This window comes from Actinocorallia populi (assembly GCF_002995495.1).
Lineage (GTDB): Bacteria > Actinomycetota > Actinomycetes > Streptosporangiales > Streptosporangiaceae > Actinocorallia > Actinocorallia populi.
This window is the reverse complement of record NZ_PVZV01000006.1, coordinates 327,545-343,670: the sequence shown is the minus strand read 5'-3', so window position 1 is coordinate 343,670 and position 16,126 is coordinate 327,545. Positions and strand designations below refer to the sequence as shown.

15 protein-coding genes are annotated in these 16,126 nt (G+C 72.3%); 3 read left to right on the top strand and 12 right to left on the bottom strand.

The genetic code is table 11. From position 1 onward, the window contains the following. Positions 1–9: 9 nt before the first annotated feature. Positions 10–666: a spheroidene monooxygenase gene (locus C2865_RS24960; RefSeq protein ID WP_232835803.1), complete on the bottom strand. Its 657-nt coding sequence runs from the start codon at positions 664–666 to the stop codon at positions 10–12. Positions 667–691: 25 nt separating this feature from the next. Between C2865_RS24960 and C2865_RS24955 the strand changes: the two genes are divergently transcribed. Beyond that, the gene (locus C2865_RS24955) at positions 692–1,270 is read left to right on the top strand and encodes a glycerol-3-phosphate acyltransferase (RefSeq protein ID WP_106400987.1); all 579 of its coding nucleotides are present in this window, start codon (positions 692–694) and stop codon (positions 1,268–1,270) included. Here C2865_RS24955 and C2865_RS24950 read toward each other — a convergent pair. The 10 genes from C2865_RS24950 to C2865_RS24905 form a co-directional block, all read right to left on the bottom strand. After that, positions 1,221–2,369: a glycosyltransferase family 2 protein gene (locus tag C2865_RS24950; protein WP_106400986.1), complete on the bottom strand. Its 1,149-nt coding sequence runs from the start codon at positions 2,367–2,369 to the stop codon at positions 1,221–1,223. The two genes, C2865_RS24955 and C2865_RS24950, sit on opposite strands and share 50 nt — an antisense overlap. Further along, positions 2,366–3,814 carry a phytoene desaturase family protein gene (locus C2865_RS24945; protein ID WP_232835802.1) on the bottom strand — a complete coding sequence of 483 codons (1,449 nt, stop codon included), beginning with the start codon at positions 3,812–3,814 and terminating at the stop codon, positions 2,366–2,368. The genes C2865_RS24950 and C2865_RS24945 overlap by 4 nt, the downstream gene beginning before the upstream one ends. Continuing rightward, positions 3,807–4,577 carry a carotenoid biosynthesis protein gene (locus tag C2865_RS24940; protein WP_269802743.1) on the bottom strand — a complete coding sequence of 257 codons (771 nt, stop codon included), beginning with the start codon at positions 4,575–4,577 and terminating at the stop codon, positions 3,807–3,809. The genes C2865_RS24945 and C2865_RS24940 overlap by 8 nt, the downstream gene beginning before the upstream one ends. A 104-nt stretch (positions 4,578–4,681) precedes the next feature. Further along, a complete protein-coding gene (gene yjfF / locus C2865_RS24935) occupies positions 4,682–5,689 on the bottom strand; it encodes a galactofuranose ABC transporter, permease protein YjfF (protein WP_106400985.1) in 1,008 nt (335 codons plus the stop codon). Next, entirely contained in the window at positions 5,686–6,714 is a 1,029-nt protein-coding gene (locus C2865_RS24930; protein ID WP_106400984.1) for an ABC transporter permease, read from the bottom strand. Before C2865_RS24930 ends, yjfF begins: the two co-directional genes overlap by 4 nt. After that, positions 6,711–8,222, bottom strand: coding sequence for a sugar ABC transporter ATP-binding protein (locus C2865_RS24925; protein WP_106400983.1), 1,512 nt, complete (start codon positions 8,220–8,222; stop codon positions 6,711–6,713). Before C2865_RS24925 ends, C2865_RS24930 begins: the two co-directional genes overlap by 4 nt. Before the next feature lie 58 nt (positions 8,223–8,280). Beyond that, positions 8,281–9,252: an ABC transporter substrate-binding protein gene (locus tag C2865_RS24920; protein ID WP_106400982.1), complete on the bottom strand. Its 972-nt coding sequence runs from the start codon at positions 9,250–9,252 to the stop codon at positions 8,281–8,283. Between the two features lie 64 nt (positions 9,253–9,316). Beyond that, positions 9,317–10,813: an L-arabinose isomerase gene (gene araA, locus C2865_RS24915; protein WP_106400981.1), complete on the bottom strand. Its 1,497-nt coding sequence runs from the start codon at positions 10,811–10,813 to the stop codon at positions 9,317–9,319. Between the two features lie 21 nt (positions 10,814–10,834). Continuing rightward, a complete protein-coding gene (locus tag C2865_RS24910) occupies positions 10,835–11,494 on the bottom strand; it encodes an L-ribulose-5-phosphate 4-epimerase (RefSeq protein WP_106400980.1) in 660 nt (219 codons plus the stop codon). A 67-nt stretch (positions 11,495–11,561) separates the two neighbouring features. Next, entirely contained in the window at positions 11,562–12,602 is a 1,041-nt protein-coding gene (locus tag C2865_RS24905) for a LacI family DNA-binding transcriptional regulator (RefSeq protein ID WP_232835801.1), read from the bottom strand. Positions 12,603–12,845: 243 nt separating this feature from the next. Between C2865_RS24905 and araB the strand changes: the two genes are divergently transcribed. Beyond that, positions 12,846–14,489, top strand: coding sequence for a ribulokinase (gene araB / locus C2865_RS24900; RefSeq protein ID WP_198653618.1), 1,644 nt, complete (start codon positions 12,846–12,848; stop codon positions 14,487–14,489). A 168-nt stretch (positions 14,490–14,657) separates the two neighbouring features. On the opposite strand, the gene C2865_RS24895 is transcribed toward araB, so the two are convergent. Further along, the gene (locus C2865_RS24895; protein ID WP_106400978.1) at positions 14,658–14,867 is read right to left on the bottom strand and encodes an MbtH family protein; all 210 of its coding nucleotides are present in this window, start codon (positions 14,865–14,867) and stop codon (positions 14,658–14,660) included. Between the two features lie 350 nt (positions 14,868–15,217). Between C2865_RS24895 and C2865_RS24890 the strand changes: the two genes are divergently transcribed. Further along, positions 15,218–16,126: a LysR family transcriptional regulator gene (locus tag C2865_RS24890; RefSeq protein WP_106400977.1), complete on the top strand. Its 909-nt coding sequence runs from the start codon at positions 15,218–15,220 to the stop codon at positions 16,124–16,126.

Sequence of the window (16,126 nt, the reverse complement as noted above, 5' to 3'; positions counted from 1 at the left end):
AAGAGCCGGTCAGCCGAGAGGGTCGGCGCCGTCCCAGGTGCCTTCACTGCCGTAAGGGGCGAAACGGGTGAACAGCTCTTCGGAGTACCAGCGTGCCGTCCGCACCTCCCGGATCACCCGGCGGTGCTCGAGCCCCCGGTAGGCGAACTCGCTGATCGCGGCGGCGTCCCGCCACAGGGAGAAGGTCGCCTGGCGGGCCAGCGGCCACTCCCCCATGCCCACCGACGCCAGGCAGCCCTTCTGGCGGAGCAGGGCGTTCTGCACCGGCGCGACGGAACGGTAGAAGGCGACCAGCCTGCCCGGCCGGATCGACGCCCGGGTGAGCACCGCCACCGGTCCGCAATCCGGGACCGGAGACGGCCTCCGGGCCTGCCCGAACGGCTCCGTCCCACCCCACCGGCCGCGTGAGGCCAGCGGCAGCAGCCGGACCTGCCAGCACTCCTCGGCCTCGTCCCGCCAGCGTGCCGCGATGGGCGAGTACCGCAGGAAGCGCTCCAGGTGCCGTTCGTCGCGCCACACCGCCAGCAGCGCCCAGCGCCGCAGATCCGCACCGAGTGTCATCGACGTGCCGCGCCCCGTGCCCATTAGCCTCCAGAACAGCAGCCCCTCGGTGGCGCGCAGCACCGGCCGGTCGAGGCCCATGTGGCGCATGGCCCCGGCGTCCACATATCTGGCGAGGTGAAACGAAGCGATGCTTCCCCTGTTCGCGGCGGTCATCGGCGGCTACCTTCTGGGCTCGGTTCCGGTGGCGGTGCTGGTCGCCCGCGCCCACGGGTTCGACCCGCGGCGGGTCGGCGACCGCAACCCCGGCTTCTGGAACATGAAGGAGCAACTCGGTCCGCGCGCCTCGGCCCCGGTGTTCGCGGGAGACCTGCTGAAGGGCGTGTGCGCCGGACTGCTCGGCCTTCTCTGCGCGCAGGCCGGCGGAGCGCCGTCCGGCACCGCGACGGTGTACGCGGCGGTGGGCGCCGCCATGGTCGGGCACGCGTGGCCGGCCTTCGCCGGCTTCCGGGGCGGGCGGTCGATCCTCACCTTCGCGGGGGGCTTCGCGGTCATCTGCCCGCAGGCCTTCCTGGCGGCCCTGCTGGTGCTGGCCGTGGTCACCGCGGCCATCCGCTCGTTCGCCGTCGGGGCCAGGGCCGCCGTCTTCGGCGCCCCGGTACTGCAACTGCTGTTCGCCCCCGCGGAGCACGTCGCCGCCACGGGCCTGCTGATGACGCTCATCGGGCTGCGCTTCGGACAGGCGGCCCTGGCCGCGCGCCGCTCCTGACCGGCGGCTCGCCCGTCTCCCGGTAGGCGCGTCCTCGCCATGTGCGGACAGGACGCAGGGACGTCCAGGTCAGACGGGCCGCCGCGGCCGGGTCGAGCAGCGGTGACAACCACACACCCGGTCCGGGGCGGGTGTAGCTGCCGCGCAGCGCGCCCGCCAGCAGCAGCCGGGTCCCCAGCAGTGCCAGGTCGAGACGGGTGGGACGGCCGAGGAGCAGCCGCGCCGAGGGGAGCGCGCACGTCAGCCAGACCACGGCCAGGTCGGCGGCGAGCGCGACGGGGGCGGTCGTGTCCCGGAGCGGGAGGGAGCGACCCCATTCCCGCCACACCTCGGCCACCGAGGCGTGCATGTCCACTTCCAGCAGGCCGCCCGCGTCGAGGAAGCCGACCTTCCAGCCGTCGGCGGCGAGGCACCGGGCGAGAGCGACGTCGTCCGTCATGTTCCCCCGGACGCGTTCGAAACCCTCGGACGCGAGCATCCGGTCCCGGCGGAAGGCGGTGCACTGCCCGTTGGCGAGCACCCGGTGCGGCGGAGGCGGGACGCGCGGCCCGACCGGACCGAAGCGGTGGACCAAGGTGGCCAGGAACGAGGCGTGCAGGGCCTGCTCGGCGGTTCCGTCGCAGATGAAGCGGGGTGCGGCGGTCACCAGGTCGTACTCCTCGAGGGCGGACGCCATCGCGGCGACCAGTCCGGGAAGCGGGCGCGTGTCCGCGTCGAGGGTCACCACCACCTCGTGTTTCGCTTCCCCGACCCCCTGGTGCAGCGCCCACTGCTTGCCCACCCAGCCCCGCGGCAGCGGCGCCCCGCGCACCACCCGCGCGCCGAGACCGGCGGCCAGGCGCGCGGTACCGTCCCGCGACTCGTCGTCGACGACGATCACCTCCCCCGCCGCCGGGTCGGCGAGCACGGCGCGCAGGCAGGGAGCGATCCTGCCCTCCTCGTCGCGGGCGGGGACGACCACCGAGACCGGCGCGGCCCGTGGTGTGACCGGTGTCAGGGCGGACAGCCGGTCCCGTCCCGCGGCGAGCCTCCGCCAGACCGCCGCCGCGGCCACCGCCTGCGCGGCCGTGACCGGTGACGGAAGGTGCGGTGGCCTCACCCGGCCCGTCCGCGGAGCGGGAAGTCCGTGCCGACCAGGGAGGCGACGATACGGCCGCCCATCGCGACCAGGGGCAGGCCGCCGCCGGGATGGACCGAGCCGCCCACCAGGTACAGGCCCCGCCGGGGCCCCCTGTTTCCGGGACGGCGCAGCGGCGCCATCGGCCCGTCGTAGGCGGAGCCGTAGATCGCGCCGGTCCACCCGCCGTAGCGCTCGCGCAGGTCGGCGGGGGTGAAGAGCTCGACGAACCGCAACCGTCCCGCCAGGTCGTGGCCGCGCGCGGCGAGCCGTTCCAGTACCAGGTCCCGGTAGGACTCGGGGCGCACCGGCCAGCGGGCGGGGTCGTGCGCGGGAACGTTGACCAGCATCGTCCAGTTCTCCGTGCCGGCGGGCGCCTGGGAGGCGTCGTCCACGGCGGAGCAGCCGATGTAGACGGTCGGGTCCGCGGGCGGGCGCCCGCGTCTGAAGATGTCGGTGAACTCCGCACGCTGGTCGGCGGAGAAGACCACCGTGTGGTGCGCCAGTCCTTCGGTGCGGCCCTCCACCCCGGCCAGCAGCAGGAACGCCGATGAAGACGGGGCGAGGGCGTCGACGCGGCGCAGCCGTTTGCGGTCCGGCAGCAGCCGCGCGTACAGCACCGCCGCGTCGGTGTTGGCGACGACGACATCCGCGTCCACGGCCTCGCCGCCCATCAGGCGCACGCCCTGGACCCTCTCCCCATCGGCGAGGATCGCCTCGACCTCGGTGGAGAGGCGGACCTCGACCCCCGACTCCTTCAGCAGCGCCGCCAGGTCCTCGGCCAGGCGCGGCATTCCGCCGGGGACGTACCAGCCGCCCTGGCCGTGTTCGAGCGCCGGGATGCAGCCCAGCGCGGCAGGCGCCCGGTAGGGGTTCGATCCGGCGTAGGTGGCGTAGCGGCCGACGTACTGCCGCAGCCTGGGGTCGCGGAAGTATTTGCGCGCCAGCCCGGCGAGCGTCCGTCCTGGCGCGACCGCCAGCACGTCGGAGAACCCGGCCCCGGCCTGCGGCCTGCTGAACAACGGGCCGGAGAAGAACGTGCGATGCGAGGCGTCCATGCAGCCGCGCGCCCAGTGGTGGAAGGCGCGCCAGCGCGCTCCTTCGCCGGGTGTCAGCCGCTCCACCTCGGCCGCCATCCGCGCGGGGTCCCTGTGGGCGGCCAGCTGGGAGCCGTCGGCGAAGCGGTAGTCGCAGAGCAGAGCGGGCTCCACGAGTTCACGGGTGATCCCGAGGCCGGTGAAGACCTCGGGGAGAGTCAGCAGTGAAGGTCCCAGGGAGAAGGCGAAGCCGTCACGCCGGTACTCGGCCAGCTTGCCGCCCAGTCGCGGCAGCCGCTCGTACAGCCGGACCTCGTGCCCTTGCCTCGCCAGGAGCAGCGCCGCGACCATGCCGCCCACTCCGCCCCCGACCACGACGACCTCAGCCACGGCCGCCTCCGCTCCAGCGCTTCCACGCCAGCACCGTGAAGACGCCCATCGCGGTTCCTCCCGCGAGCGCGACCAGCGGATCCGGAGGCTCGAAGACGGCCGCGAAACCGATGGTCTCCATCACCGCCATCACCGTGTACAGACCGATCAGCCCGGTGGCGCCGGAGGCGCTCCGCCCCACGATGGAGTGGATCACCGCCATCACCACCGCCGACACCAGCAGCCAGCCCGCGAAGTTGCTCGACGGAACGTCCCGGTAGACCCCGTCCCCCACCCACGTCCACGCACCCAGGCGCAACATCTGCGGGTCGAGGAACAGGTCCCACGCGGTCAGCGCGAGCGCGCCCGTGGCCACGCGCACCGCTCCCCTGCCCGGCGCGACCGCGTACGCGGCCATCCCCATCCCCGCCCACGCCAGCGCCACGAGCACCGGGACGCCGCCGACGTGCGGCTGCAGCACGTCCGTGTACGCGTAGTCGCCGAACGGGAACCCCGTCCTCGTCCCGACCCATTCCGCCGCGAGGCCGACGCCCGCCACGGCGAGGAACGCCGCGAGCGCCGTGCTCCAGGACGCCGCCGCCGCGGTGAGCGCCACGGCGCTCCCCGCCAGCAGCAGCACGACCAGACCGACCAGGAAGACCGACTCCGGGTTCAGCCCGGAGGCGACCTGCGCGACCACCATGCCCGCCAGCAACACCGCGCCCAGGCCGCCGGTCCTCTGGCGCACCGGCCACGCGGTGGTGACGATCCGTATCTCTCCCACCTCATGGACCGTAATCCGCCCTTGTTAAAGAGCTTCGCGTCCGCAGCCCCGCCCGGATACACGAGACGGAAAAGAAGATCACTTCCACCGGAGCGGGGCCTGGTTCACCCCGTACGGGACCCTCGGCGGGTGCCGATGAGGCGCTGGAGGGCGATGAACCCGAAGAGCAGGACGCCGATGGCGATCCGGGTCCACCAGGAGCTGAGAGTCCCCTCGAAGCTGAGGATGGTCTTGATGACGCCCAGGACGAGCACGCCGAGCACGCTGCCGATCAGGTAGCCCGACCCTCCGGTGAGCACGGTGCCGCCGATGACGACGGCGGCGATGGCGTCCAGCTCCATGCCGATGGCGTGGGTGGGGTCGCCGGAGAGGGTGTACAGCGCGAACAGGACGCCGCCGAGCGCCGAGCAGAAGCCGCTGATCGCATAGACCTGGATCTTGGTGCGGCCCGCGGGCAGCCCCATCAGCACCGACGACTGCTCGCTGCCGCCGAGCGCGTAGACGTTGCGGCCGGTGCGCGTCCACTGCAGCGCGTAGAACGCGACGGCGACCACCGCCAGGGCGATGACCGCTCCGTAGGACAGGCGCAGGCCACCGGGCAGGGCCAGGGAGTTGAGCGCGACCGCGTCGAAGGCCGCGTCGTCGATGGAGATCTGGTTCTCGCTGATGGTCAGGCACACGCCGCGGGCGAGGAACATGCCCGCGAGCGTCGCGATGAACGGCTGGATCTCGAAGACATGGATCATGTACCCCATCACCGTGCCGAACCCCGTGCCGATGAGCAGGACGAGCAGGACGACCAGCGGCGCGGGCAGCCCGAGCCGCATGGTCCCGATCGCGCACAGCATGCCCGACAGGGCGACGACCGAGCCGACCGACAGGTCGATGCCCCCGGCGAGGATCACGAACGTCATGCCGACGGCGACGACGATGAGGAAGGAGTTGTCGATGAACAGGTCGAGGAAGACCTGGCCGGTGCCGAAGTTCTCGTAGCGCAGCGCGCCGGTGAGGAAGGCCAGCAGGAACAGTCCGAAGGTGACCAGCACGGGCACGTGCCTGCGCCGGAGGGTGAACGGCGCCCTGCGGGCGAGACCGGAGAGGGCGGTGGTCATGCGGTGGCCTCCTGCTCGGCGGCGGACGGGACGGGTGCCGCCGGCGGTCTGCGGCGGACCTTGGCGCGGAAGGCCGGGGACTGCAGCAGGCACACGACCGTCACGACCGCGGCCGAGAACACGAGCGTCATGCGCGGCGGGATGCCCGCGGTGTAGATGGTGGTGTCGAGCGTCTGGATGATCAGGGCCCCGACCACGGTGCCGCTCAGGGCGAACCGGCCGCCGGTCAGGGCCGTGCCGCCCAGGACGACGGCGAGGATGGCGTCGAGCTCGATCCACAGGCCTGCCTGGTTGCCGTCCGCCGACAACGTGTTGGAGCTGATCATCAGTCCGGCGATCCCCGCGCACAGCCCGCAGAACATGTAGGCGAGCACGATCAGCCCCGACGAGCGGATGCCGACCAGCCGTGACGCCTCGGCGTTGCCGCCCACCGCCTCCAGCAGCAGGCCGAGCGCGGTCCGCCGGGTCAGCAGCAGGGTGACGGCCAGCGCCGCCGCGACGAGCAGGATCGAGAACGGCAGGCCCAGCCAGTAGCCGCCGCCGATCATCTTGTAGGCGTCGCTGTCGACGGTGATGATCTGGCCGCCGGTGATGAGCTGGGCGATGCCCCGCCCGGCGACCATGAGGATGAGCGTGGCGATGATCGGCTGGATGCCCAGCCGGGTCACCAGCAGCCCGTTCCACAGGCCGAGCAGCAGGGACGCGCCGATCGCGACGGGCAGCGCGACGATCAGGCCGTGCCCGCCGGCGATCAGGTGGCAGGCGAGCGCGCCGCTGATGGCGACGGTCGCGCCCACCGACAGGTCGATGCCGCCGGTCGCGATCACCACGGTCATGCCGAGCGCGACGAGGATCAGCGGGGCGCCGAACAGCAGGATGTCGATGAGGCTGCCGTACAGGTGCCCCTCCCTGATCCGCAGGGACAGGAATCCGGGGGTGAAGGCCACGTTGGCCAGGAGCAGGACGACCCAGACCGTGACCGGCCAGAAGAGCGTGTGCCTGGTGAGTGCTGCGGCGCGGTTCATCTGTCCGCGGCTCCGTTCGCGATGGTCTGCAGGATGCGTTCGGGGGTGAGGGTGCCGTCGTTGGCCAGTTCGGTCACCAGCCGGCGGTCGCGCAGCACCTCGACCTTGTGGGAGATGCGCAGGACCTCCTCCAGCTCGGCCGAGATGAACACCACGCCCATGCCCTCGCCCGCCAGGGAGACGACGAGCCGCTGGATCTCGGTCTTGGCGCCGATGTCGATGCCGCGGGTCGGCTCGTCCAGGATGAGCAGCTTCGGCCGTGTGATGAGCCAGCGGGCCAGCAGCACCTTCTGCTGGTTGCCGCCCGAGAGGTTCTTCACCGGGGTGTGGGGGTGCGGCGGGTGGATGCGCAGGGCCCTGATGTACTCCCCGACGAGCTCCTGGCGCCGCTTCTGGCCCAGCGGCCTGGTCCAGCCGCGCGCGGCCTGCAGCGCGAGGATGATGTTCTCCTCGACGGTCAGGTCCATGACCAGCCCGTCCCCCTTGCGGTCCTCGGGGCAGAACGCCACGCCCCTCTCGATCGCCGCCCGGGGCGTCCTCAGGGAGACCAGCTCGTCGCCGCAGCGTACGCGGCCGCTGTCGGCGGCGTCCGCGCCGAAGACCAGCCGGGCCAGTTCCGAGCGGCCCGAGCCGAGCAGCCCGGCCAGGCCGACGACCTCTCCGGCGTACAGGTCGAGGTCCACGGGGGCGATGGCGCCCGTGCGGCCGACGCCCTCGAGCGCGAACAGCCGCTCGCCCCTGACCGCCTCCGGAGACTCCTCGTCGAGTTCTTCCAGCGCGGCCAGCTCCTGGCCGGTCATCTTGGCGACCAGTTCGAAGCGGCTCAGCTCGCCGATCGGGTACTCGCCGACGAGCCGGCCGCCCCGCAGCACGGTCACGCGGTCGCAGACCTCGTAGATCTGCTCCAGGAAGTGCGAGACGAAGAGGATCGCCACGCCGTCCTCCCTGAGGCGGCGCATCACGGTGAACAGCCGGGCGACCTCGCCCCGGTCGAGACTGGAGGTCGGCTCGTCCAGGATGAGGACCTTGGCCTCCAGGTCCACGGCGCGCACGATGGCGACCAGCTGCTGGACGGCCAGGGAGTGGGAGCCGAGCTGCGCGGTGACGTCGAGGTCGAGGTCGAGGCGGGCCAGCAGCTCCGCGGAGCGCCGCCGCACGGCCTTCCAGTCGATGCGGCCGAACCGGCGCGGCTCGCGGCCGATGAAGATGTTCTCCGCCACCGACAGGTTGGGGCAGAGGTTGACCTCCTGGTAGACGGTGCTGATGCCGAGCCGCTGGGCGTGCAGCGGGCCCTTGATCGACGCCTTCGCGCCCCCGACCACCACGGTCCCGGCGTCCGCCTCGTGGACGCCGGTCAGGACCTTGATCAGGGTGGACTTGCCCGCGCCGTTCTCGCCCATCAGGGCGTGGATCTCGCCGGGGAGCAGCCGGAAGGCCACGTCGTCGAGCGCCTGGACGCCGGGGAAACCTTTGGAGATGCCGGACACCTCCAGGACGGGCCGTGTCATGCCGTCCTCCTCCTCGTGGGCCCGCCGCGGCCGGTCGCGGCCGCGGCGGGCGGCCGGATCAGTACTGGCGGGTGGGGAGGGCCTCCTTGGCGGCGGCCTGGTCGAAGACGGTCTCGACGGTGACGATGCGCTTGTCCACGGACCCGCCGGCGTCGATCTTCTTCGCCACGTCCATGAGCTGGTCGCCCAGCAGCGGGCTGCACTCGACGATGAAGTTGAACTTGCCGTCGGCCAGGGCCTGCATGCCGTCCTTGACGGCGTCGATCGTGACGATCTCGATGTCCTCGCCCGGCTTGAGCCCGGCCTCCTCGATCGCCTGCATCGCGCCCAGGCCCATGTCGTCGTTGTGCGCGAACAGCACGTCGATGTCCTTGTGCGCCTTGAGCAGCGCCTGCATGACCTCCTTGCCCTTGGCCCGGGTGAAGTCGCCGGACTGGGAGGCGATGACCTTGAGGTTCGGGTTCGTGCCGATGGCCTCCTCGAAGCCCTTCTTGCGGTCGATCGCCGGCGCGGAGCCGACGGTGCCCTCGAGCTGGACGATGTTCACCGGGTCCGAGCCGTCCTTGTGCCGGTCGACCAGCCACTGGCCGGCCTTGCGGCCCTCCTCCACGAAGTCGGAGCCGAGGAAGGTCACGTACAGGGAGGGGTCGGAGTCCACGGCCCGGTCGGTGAGGACGACCGGGATGTTCGCGGCCTTGGCCTCCTTGAGGACGGCGTCCCAGCCGGTCACCACGACCGGGGAGAAGCCGATGACGTCGACCTTCTGCTTGATGAACGAGCGGATCGCCGCGATCTGGTTCTCCTGCTTCTGCTGGGCGTCGGAGAACTTCAGCTCGATCCCGGCCTTCTTCGCCGAGTCCTGGATCGACTTGGTGTTCGCGGTGCGCCAGCCGCTCTCCGCGCCGACCTGGGAGAAGCCGAGCGTGATCGTGTCGCCGGAGCCGGAACCGGAGTCCGAGCCGCCGCAGGCTGTGAGCGCGGTCAGGGCCAGCGACACGCCGGCCGTCAGGGTGATGAGCCTTCTGAACATGGGGACCTTCTTCCTTCGGGGGGTGGGCCCGGCGCGCCGGGCGAAGGGGGGTGGGAAGGACGGATCAGAACCCCTGGGCCAGGCGGTGGTAGGCCTGGTTCCAGCGGATCTCCTGGGTGAACCGGCGCAGATCGGTGCCCGCGTCGATGGTCAGGAGTTCCACCCCGACCATCTCGGCGAGGTCGCCGAGTTCCTCCGCGCCCAGGGCCGCGGTGAGCACCGTGTGGTGGGGCGCCCCCGCGGTGAGCCATGCCTCGGCCGAGGTCGCCAGGTCGGGCAGCGGCTTCCACACCGCGCGGGCGACCGGCAGCCTCGGCAGGGGCTCCAGCGGCGGTACGACCTCGACCTCGTTGGCCACCAGCCGGAACCTGTCGCCCATGTCGGCCAGGCCGACCACGTGCGCGGTCCCGGGTGCTGCGTCGAAGACGAGCCGTACCGGGTCCTCCCGGCCCCCGATGCCGAGAGGGTGGATCTCCAGGGACGGGCGCGCGGCGGCGATGCTCGGGCAGACCTCCAGCATGTGCGCGCCCAGGATGACCTGCTGTCCCGGTGTCAGGTGGTAGGTGTAGTCCTCCATGAAGGAGGTGCCGCCCTCGAGCCCGTCGGCGGCGGCCTTGAGGGTCCGCAGCAGGGTGGCGGTCTTCCAGTCGCCCTCACCGCCGAAACCGTAGCCGTCGGCCATCAACCGCTGGACGGCCAAGCCGGGCAGCTGGCGCAGCCCGCCGAGGTCCTCGAAGTTGGTGGTGAAGGCGCCGAAGTCGCCCTCGGTGAGGAAGGCGCGCAGGCCGAGCTCGATGCGGGCGCCGTACCGCAGGGACTCGTGGCGCTCACCGCCGCGGCGCAGCTCGGGGACGACGGTGTAGAGGTCCTCGTACTCGGTGACGAGGCCGTCGATCTCCGTGTCGGCGACGGCGTCGACCATCTCGACGAGGTCGTTGACGCCGTAGGTGTTCACGCTCACGCCGAACCGCAGTTGCGCCTCGACCTTGTCGCCCTCGGTGACGGCGACGTCCCGCATGTTGTCGCCGAACCGGGCCAGCTTCAGGGTGCGCAGCTCCGCGGCTCCGGTGGCGGCCCGCATCCACGCGCCGATCCGCTCGCCCACCGACGGGTCGCTGACATGACCCGCCACGGTCTTGCGGGGCACGCCCAGGCGGGTCTGGATGAACCCGAACTCCCGGTCGCCATGGGCGGCCTGGTTGAGGTTCATGAAGTCCATGTCGATGGACGCCCACGGCAGGCCGACGTTGGCCTGCGTGTGCAGGTGCAGCAGCGGCTTGGCCAGCGCGTCCATCCCGGCGATCCACATCTTCGCCGGAGAGAACGTGTGCATCCAGGCGATCAACCCGACGCAGGAGTCATCGGCATTGGCCTCCAGGCAGACCCGGCGGATCGCGGCGGCATCGGTCAGCACCGGCAGCCACTTCACCCGCACCGGCAGGTCCTCGCCGAGCCGTGCGGCGATCTCCTGGGACTGCTCGGCGACCTGTCGCAGCGTGTCCTCGCCGTACAGGCCCTGGCTGCCGGTCAGGAACCACACTTCACGGTCGACGGAGTTCATCGGGGGTCTCCTCATGGCCGGTCACTGGCCGTAGGCGTTCTGGTAGCGGTCGTAGAGCCGGTCGATGTCGGGCTGCTCCATCGGAAAGGGTTCGCCGAGCTGCCGGGACAGGTGCACGGTGCGGGCGACGTCCTCGCACATCACCGCCGCCTTCACCGCGGAACGGGGGGTGTCGCCGATGGTGAAGACCCCGTGGTTGCGCATCAGCACGGCCGGGCTGCGGTGGCTCTCCAGGGTCTCGACGATGCCCTTGCCGATGTCCTCACCGCCGATCAGCGCGAACGGGCCGACGGGGATCTCGCCGCCGAACTCGTCCGCCATCGCCGTCAGCACGCACGGGATGGGCTCGTTGCGGGCGGCCCAGGCCGTGGCGTAGGTGGAGTGGGTGTGCACCACTCCCCCGATGTCCGGGCGGTGCCGGTAGACGTAGGCGTGGGCGAACACGTCACTGGAGGGTTTGAGCTGCTGCCCTTCGACGGGGTTCCCGTCCAGGTCGCACAGGACCATGGACTCGGGTGTCAGGTCGCCGTAGGGCACTCCGCTGGGCTTGATCAGGAAGTGCCCGCCGCCTGCTCTGGCCGAGACGTTGCCTGCCGTCCAGACGACGAGGGCGGCCTCGACCAGGGCCCCGTGCAGGTCGGCGAGCTCCTGCCTGAGCCGCGCGTGTGCGTCCTCTGTCATATCGACCTCATGATGTTAGCGATAACATTTCGGGGGTGGAGAGGCGAGGGGAAGCCTCGCCGGGCGGTCAGCGGGACGTGCCGGTGCTCTCCCTGACGACGAGCTCGGGCTCCACGATCCGGCGCGGGCCGGACCCCTCGCCGGAGCCCTCGCCGATGCGGTCGAGCATCAGGGTGAAGGCGCTGGTGCCCACCTCGCCGAAGTTCTGGCGGACGGTGGTGAGCGGTGGTGAGAAGTAGGGGGACTCGGGGACGTCGTCGAAACCGGCGACACTGACGTCCTCGGGGACCCGGCGGCCCGCCTCGCGCAGCGCGCGCAGCAGGCCCAGGGCCATGGCGTCGTTGGCGGCGAACACCGCCGTGACGGACGGATCGCGGGCCAGGCGCTGGCCCAGCCGGTAGCCGGACCGGGCGGACCAGTCGCCCACCAGGACCTCGGGCACCTCGCGGCCGGCCTCCTCCAGGGTCGCCCGCCAGCCGGCCACCCGGCCGTTGGCGTCGACCCAGCTGGCCGGGCCCGACAGGTGCCAGACGGTCTCGTGGCCCAGGCTGAGCAGGTGGCGGACGGCGCGGACCGCGCCCAGGCGCTGGTCGACCGAGGCCAGCGGGAAGGGCAGGTCCTCGGCCGCCCCGACCACCACCAGGGGCAGCTCGGGGGGCAGGTCGCGCAGCCCCTCGGCGGCCGACTCGTGCGGCGCCACGATGATGACGCCGTCGACGCTCTGGCCGCGCAGCCGGTCCACTCCCTCGCCGATCGTCCGGCGGTTGAGCTCGCTGAGGCTGACGATGCTGATCAGGTAGTCGTGCTCGCGGGCCGCGCGCTCGATCCCGTACAGGGTCGAGGCGGGGCCGTAGAGCGTGGTGTCGAAGCTGACCACGCCCAGCACCCCGGACCTGCCGGTCGCCAGGACGCGTGCGGCGAGGTTGGGCCGGTAGTCCAGCTCCCGCATCGCCGCCAGCACGCGGGCCCGCGTCGTCGACCGGACCCGTTCGGGGTTGTTGAGCACCCGGGAGACCGTCATGGCCGAGACGCCGGCGAGCTCGGCCACGTCCTCCATGACCGCCGGACGCCGTTCGCCCGTCCGCCCCGCGTTGCCGTCCTCGTCCACTCCGCCTCCCTTCGTCCTGTGGCGTGTGTCACGAATGTTTGCGCTAACCGATCTGGGTGTCAAGCCCTCGCCTCATCCAGTGCAGAAAAAAATGAGCATTGACGAGCCTAAGTGGTAGCGCTAACAATCAGGGCGCGCATCCCAGCCGCAAGGAGGACTCTGGTGAACCGTTCAGTGCGCGTCGGCGCACGTTCAGCCGCGAACAGTGCGCCGTCAGGCGCGCGTCATTCCGTGGACCAACGGGTGGTGATCGGCGTCGACTTCGGCACGCTGTCGGGCCGGGCCGTCGTGGTGGCGGTGGAGGACGGCTCCGAGCTGGGGAGCGCGGTGCTGGAGTACCCGCACGCCGTCCTCGAGGAGCGCCTGCCGTCCGGCGTCCCGCTCGGTGACGCCTGGGCGCTGCAGGTGCCGCGGGACTGGCGCGAGGTGCTGCGCGTCGCCGTGCCCGCCGCGCTCGCGGACGCGGGGGCGGCGCCGCACCAGGTCATCGGGATCGGCACCGACTTCACCGCCTGCACCGTCCTGCCCGCCACCGCCGACGGCACGCCGCTGTGCGAGCTCGACGGCTGGCAGGACCGGCCGCACGCCTATCCCAAGCTGTGGAAGCACCACGCCGCGCAGGGGCAGGCCGACCGCATCAACGCCCTGGCCGCCGAGCGCGGCGAGTCCTGGCTGCCCCGCTACGGCGGGAAGATCTCCAGCGAGTGGCAGTTCGCCAAGGCGCTGCAGGTCCTCGAGGAGGACCCCGAGGCGTTCGCCCGTGCCGAGCGCTGGATCGAGGCCGCCGACTGGATCGTCTGGCAGCTCACCGGAGCCGAGACCCGCAACCTGTGCACCGCCGGGTACAAGGGCATCCACCAGGACGGATACCCCTCCCTGGAGTACCTCGAAGCACTGCGCCCCGGCTTCTCGAAGCTGCTGGCCAAGCTCGAGCACCCCCTCAGCGCGATGGGCGAGAGGGCCGGCGGGCTCAGTGCCGCCGGAGCCGCCCTCACCGGGCTGCCCGAGGGGATCGCCGTCGCGATCGGCAACGTCGACGCGCACGTCACCGCGGTCGCCGCCCGCGCGGTCGAACCGGGTCAGATGCTCGCGGTCATGGGCACCAGCACCTGCCACGTCATGAACTCCGACGCCCTCGGCGAGGTCCCCGGCATGTGCGGCGTCGTCAAGGACGGCATCGTGCCCGGCCTGTGGGGCTACGAGGCGGGCCAGTCGGGCGTCGGCGACATCTTCGCCTGGTTCCTGCGCGGCGGGCTGCCCGCCGACTACCAGGCCGAGATGGCCGAGCGCGGCATCGACGGCCACGAGCTGCTCACCGAGAAGGCCGCCCGCCAGGAGGTCGGCCAGCACGGCCTCGTCGCACTCGACTGGCACAACGGCAACCGCTCGGTCCTGGTCGACCACGACCTGTCCGGCGTGCTGGTCGGCTGCACGCTGGCCACCCGTCCCGAGGACGTCTACCGCGCCCTGCTGGAGGCCACCGCGTTCGGCACCCGCACCATCATCGAGGCCTTCGAGAAGGCGGGCGTCGCCGTCGCCGAACTGATCGTCGCGGGCGGCCTGCTGCGCAGCCCGTTCCTCATGCAGCTCTACGCCGACATCACCCGCCGCCCCCTGAGCGTCAGCGCCTCCCCCCAGGGCCCCGCCCTCGGCTCGGCCGTCCACGCCGCCGTGGCCGCGGACGCCTACCCCGACGTGCAGGCGGCGTCGGCCGCCATGGGCAAGGTGCACCGCAACGCCTACCTGCCCGATCCGCGGCGGGCCGACGCCTACGACGCCCTTTACGCGGTCTACGCCGAACTCCACGACCACTTCGGCCGGGAGACCGACGCGCTCCACCGGCTTCGCCGGATCCGCGCCGCCGCCTCTCCCGTCAGCGGGAGGTGACGCGGGAGCGGCCGCAGAGGAGGAAGCGGAGGTAGGTGCCGTCGCCAAGGCGCGCTGCACGCATCACGGGAGGGACCCTGCCGGAGCACCCCGCCGACCGGGGTCAGGGCCGGCACCCTCCCCTCCCCCGACGGCCCGGCGCAGCAGTGCGCACCGCGTGGCGATCGCTCACGTCCCGTTCTTCGCCGCAAGGCTCCTGGGACGCAGGTCGGTCCAGTTCGCCTCGACGTGGGCGACGCACTCGGCGCGCGGCGCCGGGCCGTGGACGGCGGTCCAGCCGGAGGGCGCCTCGGCGAACGACGGCCACAACGAATGCTGCCCCTCGGCGTTGACCAGGACGAGGAAGACGCCCTCGGCGTCGTCGAACGGGTTGCTCATGGTGCTCCTTCGATGAGGCTCTCGATGACGGAACGGTCCGGGACAGGGGTCCTGACCGGGCATGCCGTCGTGGACGGTGGCGGCCCGCGTCCGCCGTCGCTCGAGGAGGGCCGCGGCGGACGGTCCAGCCCCTGGCCGATCAGGTGGGTGTCGTCATTTATTAGGTAAGGCTTGCCTAACAATGATGGTCCGGTCCTGGGCCTGTCAAGCCGGGCCGGCGGTTCCGGCCGGCGGCTTGGCGATCGAGGATCGGCCCCTCCGCCGGACTCCGGGCCCTCCCGCGGGCCGCTCGCCTCCTCGGCCGGTCTCTCCCCCGCCTCCGCCCGACCGCCCGGCGGTAGGGTGCGCCTATGAGGCTCCGGCAGCTGGAGTACGTGATCGCCGTCGCCGAGGAGGCGTCGTTCACCGAGGCCGCGCGGACGGTGCGGGTGAGCCAGCCCGCGCTGTCCCACCAGGTGAAGGCGCTCGAGGCGGAGCTGGGGAACGCGCTCTTCGAGCGGTCGCCCGGCGGGGTCCGGCCGACCGGGCACGGGGAGCGGTTCCTGCCGCACGCGCGGGCGGCCGTCGCCTCGGCGCGGGCCGCGGCGGAGGCCGCGCGGGCCGCCGCCCGGCTGGAGGCCGGGGAGCTGCGGGTGGCGGCGCTGCACTCGATGGCGATGGGGATCGTGCCTCCCGCGATCGGCGCCTGGCGGCGCGCGCATCCCGCCGTGCACGTGGAGCTGACGGAGTTCGCGCACATCGACCTGCTGGTCGAGGCGATGGGACGCGGGGAGGCCGACATCGCGGTCGGGACCGAGCCCGAGGGATGGCCGGGTCCGTGCCGGGTGCTGGGCGAGGAGGAGTTGCTGGTCGTCCTGCCGACGGGCGATCCGCTGCTCACCCGGTACCGGCGGAACGGGGTTCCCCTGGAACTGCTGGCAGACCGGCCGTGGGTGCTGTACTCGGCGGACTTCGGGCTCACGCCGCTGGTCGTCCGGGCCTGCGCGCGGGCCGGGTTCGTGCCCCGCGCCGCGGCCCGGGTGCACCACACGGCGACCGCCGTCGAGCTGGCCGCGGCCGGGCTCGGACCGACCCTGGTGCCGCGCAACGTGATCGGGACGCGGCACGCCGACTGCGTGCTGAGGCCCGCCGTGCCGATCCCGCGCAGGCTCGTGGCGTTCACCCGCGCCGATCCGTCGCCCCCCGCCCTTACCTTCGCCGACCTCCTCGCCGCGCAGGCCCCGTCCGGCCCGGCCTCCGAGGACGCCGCCGGCGGCTGA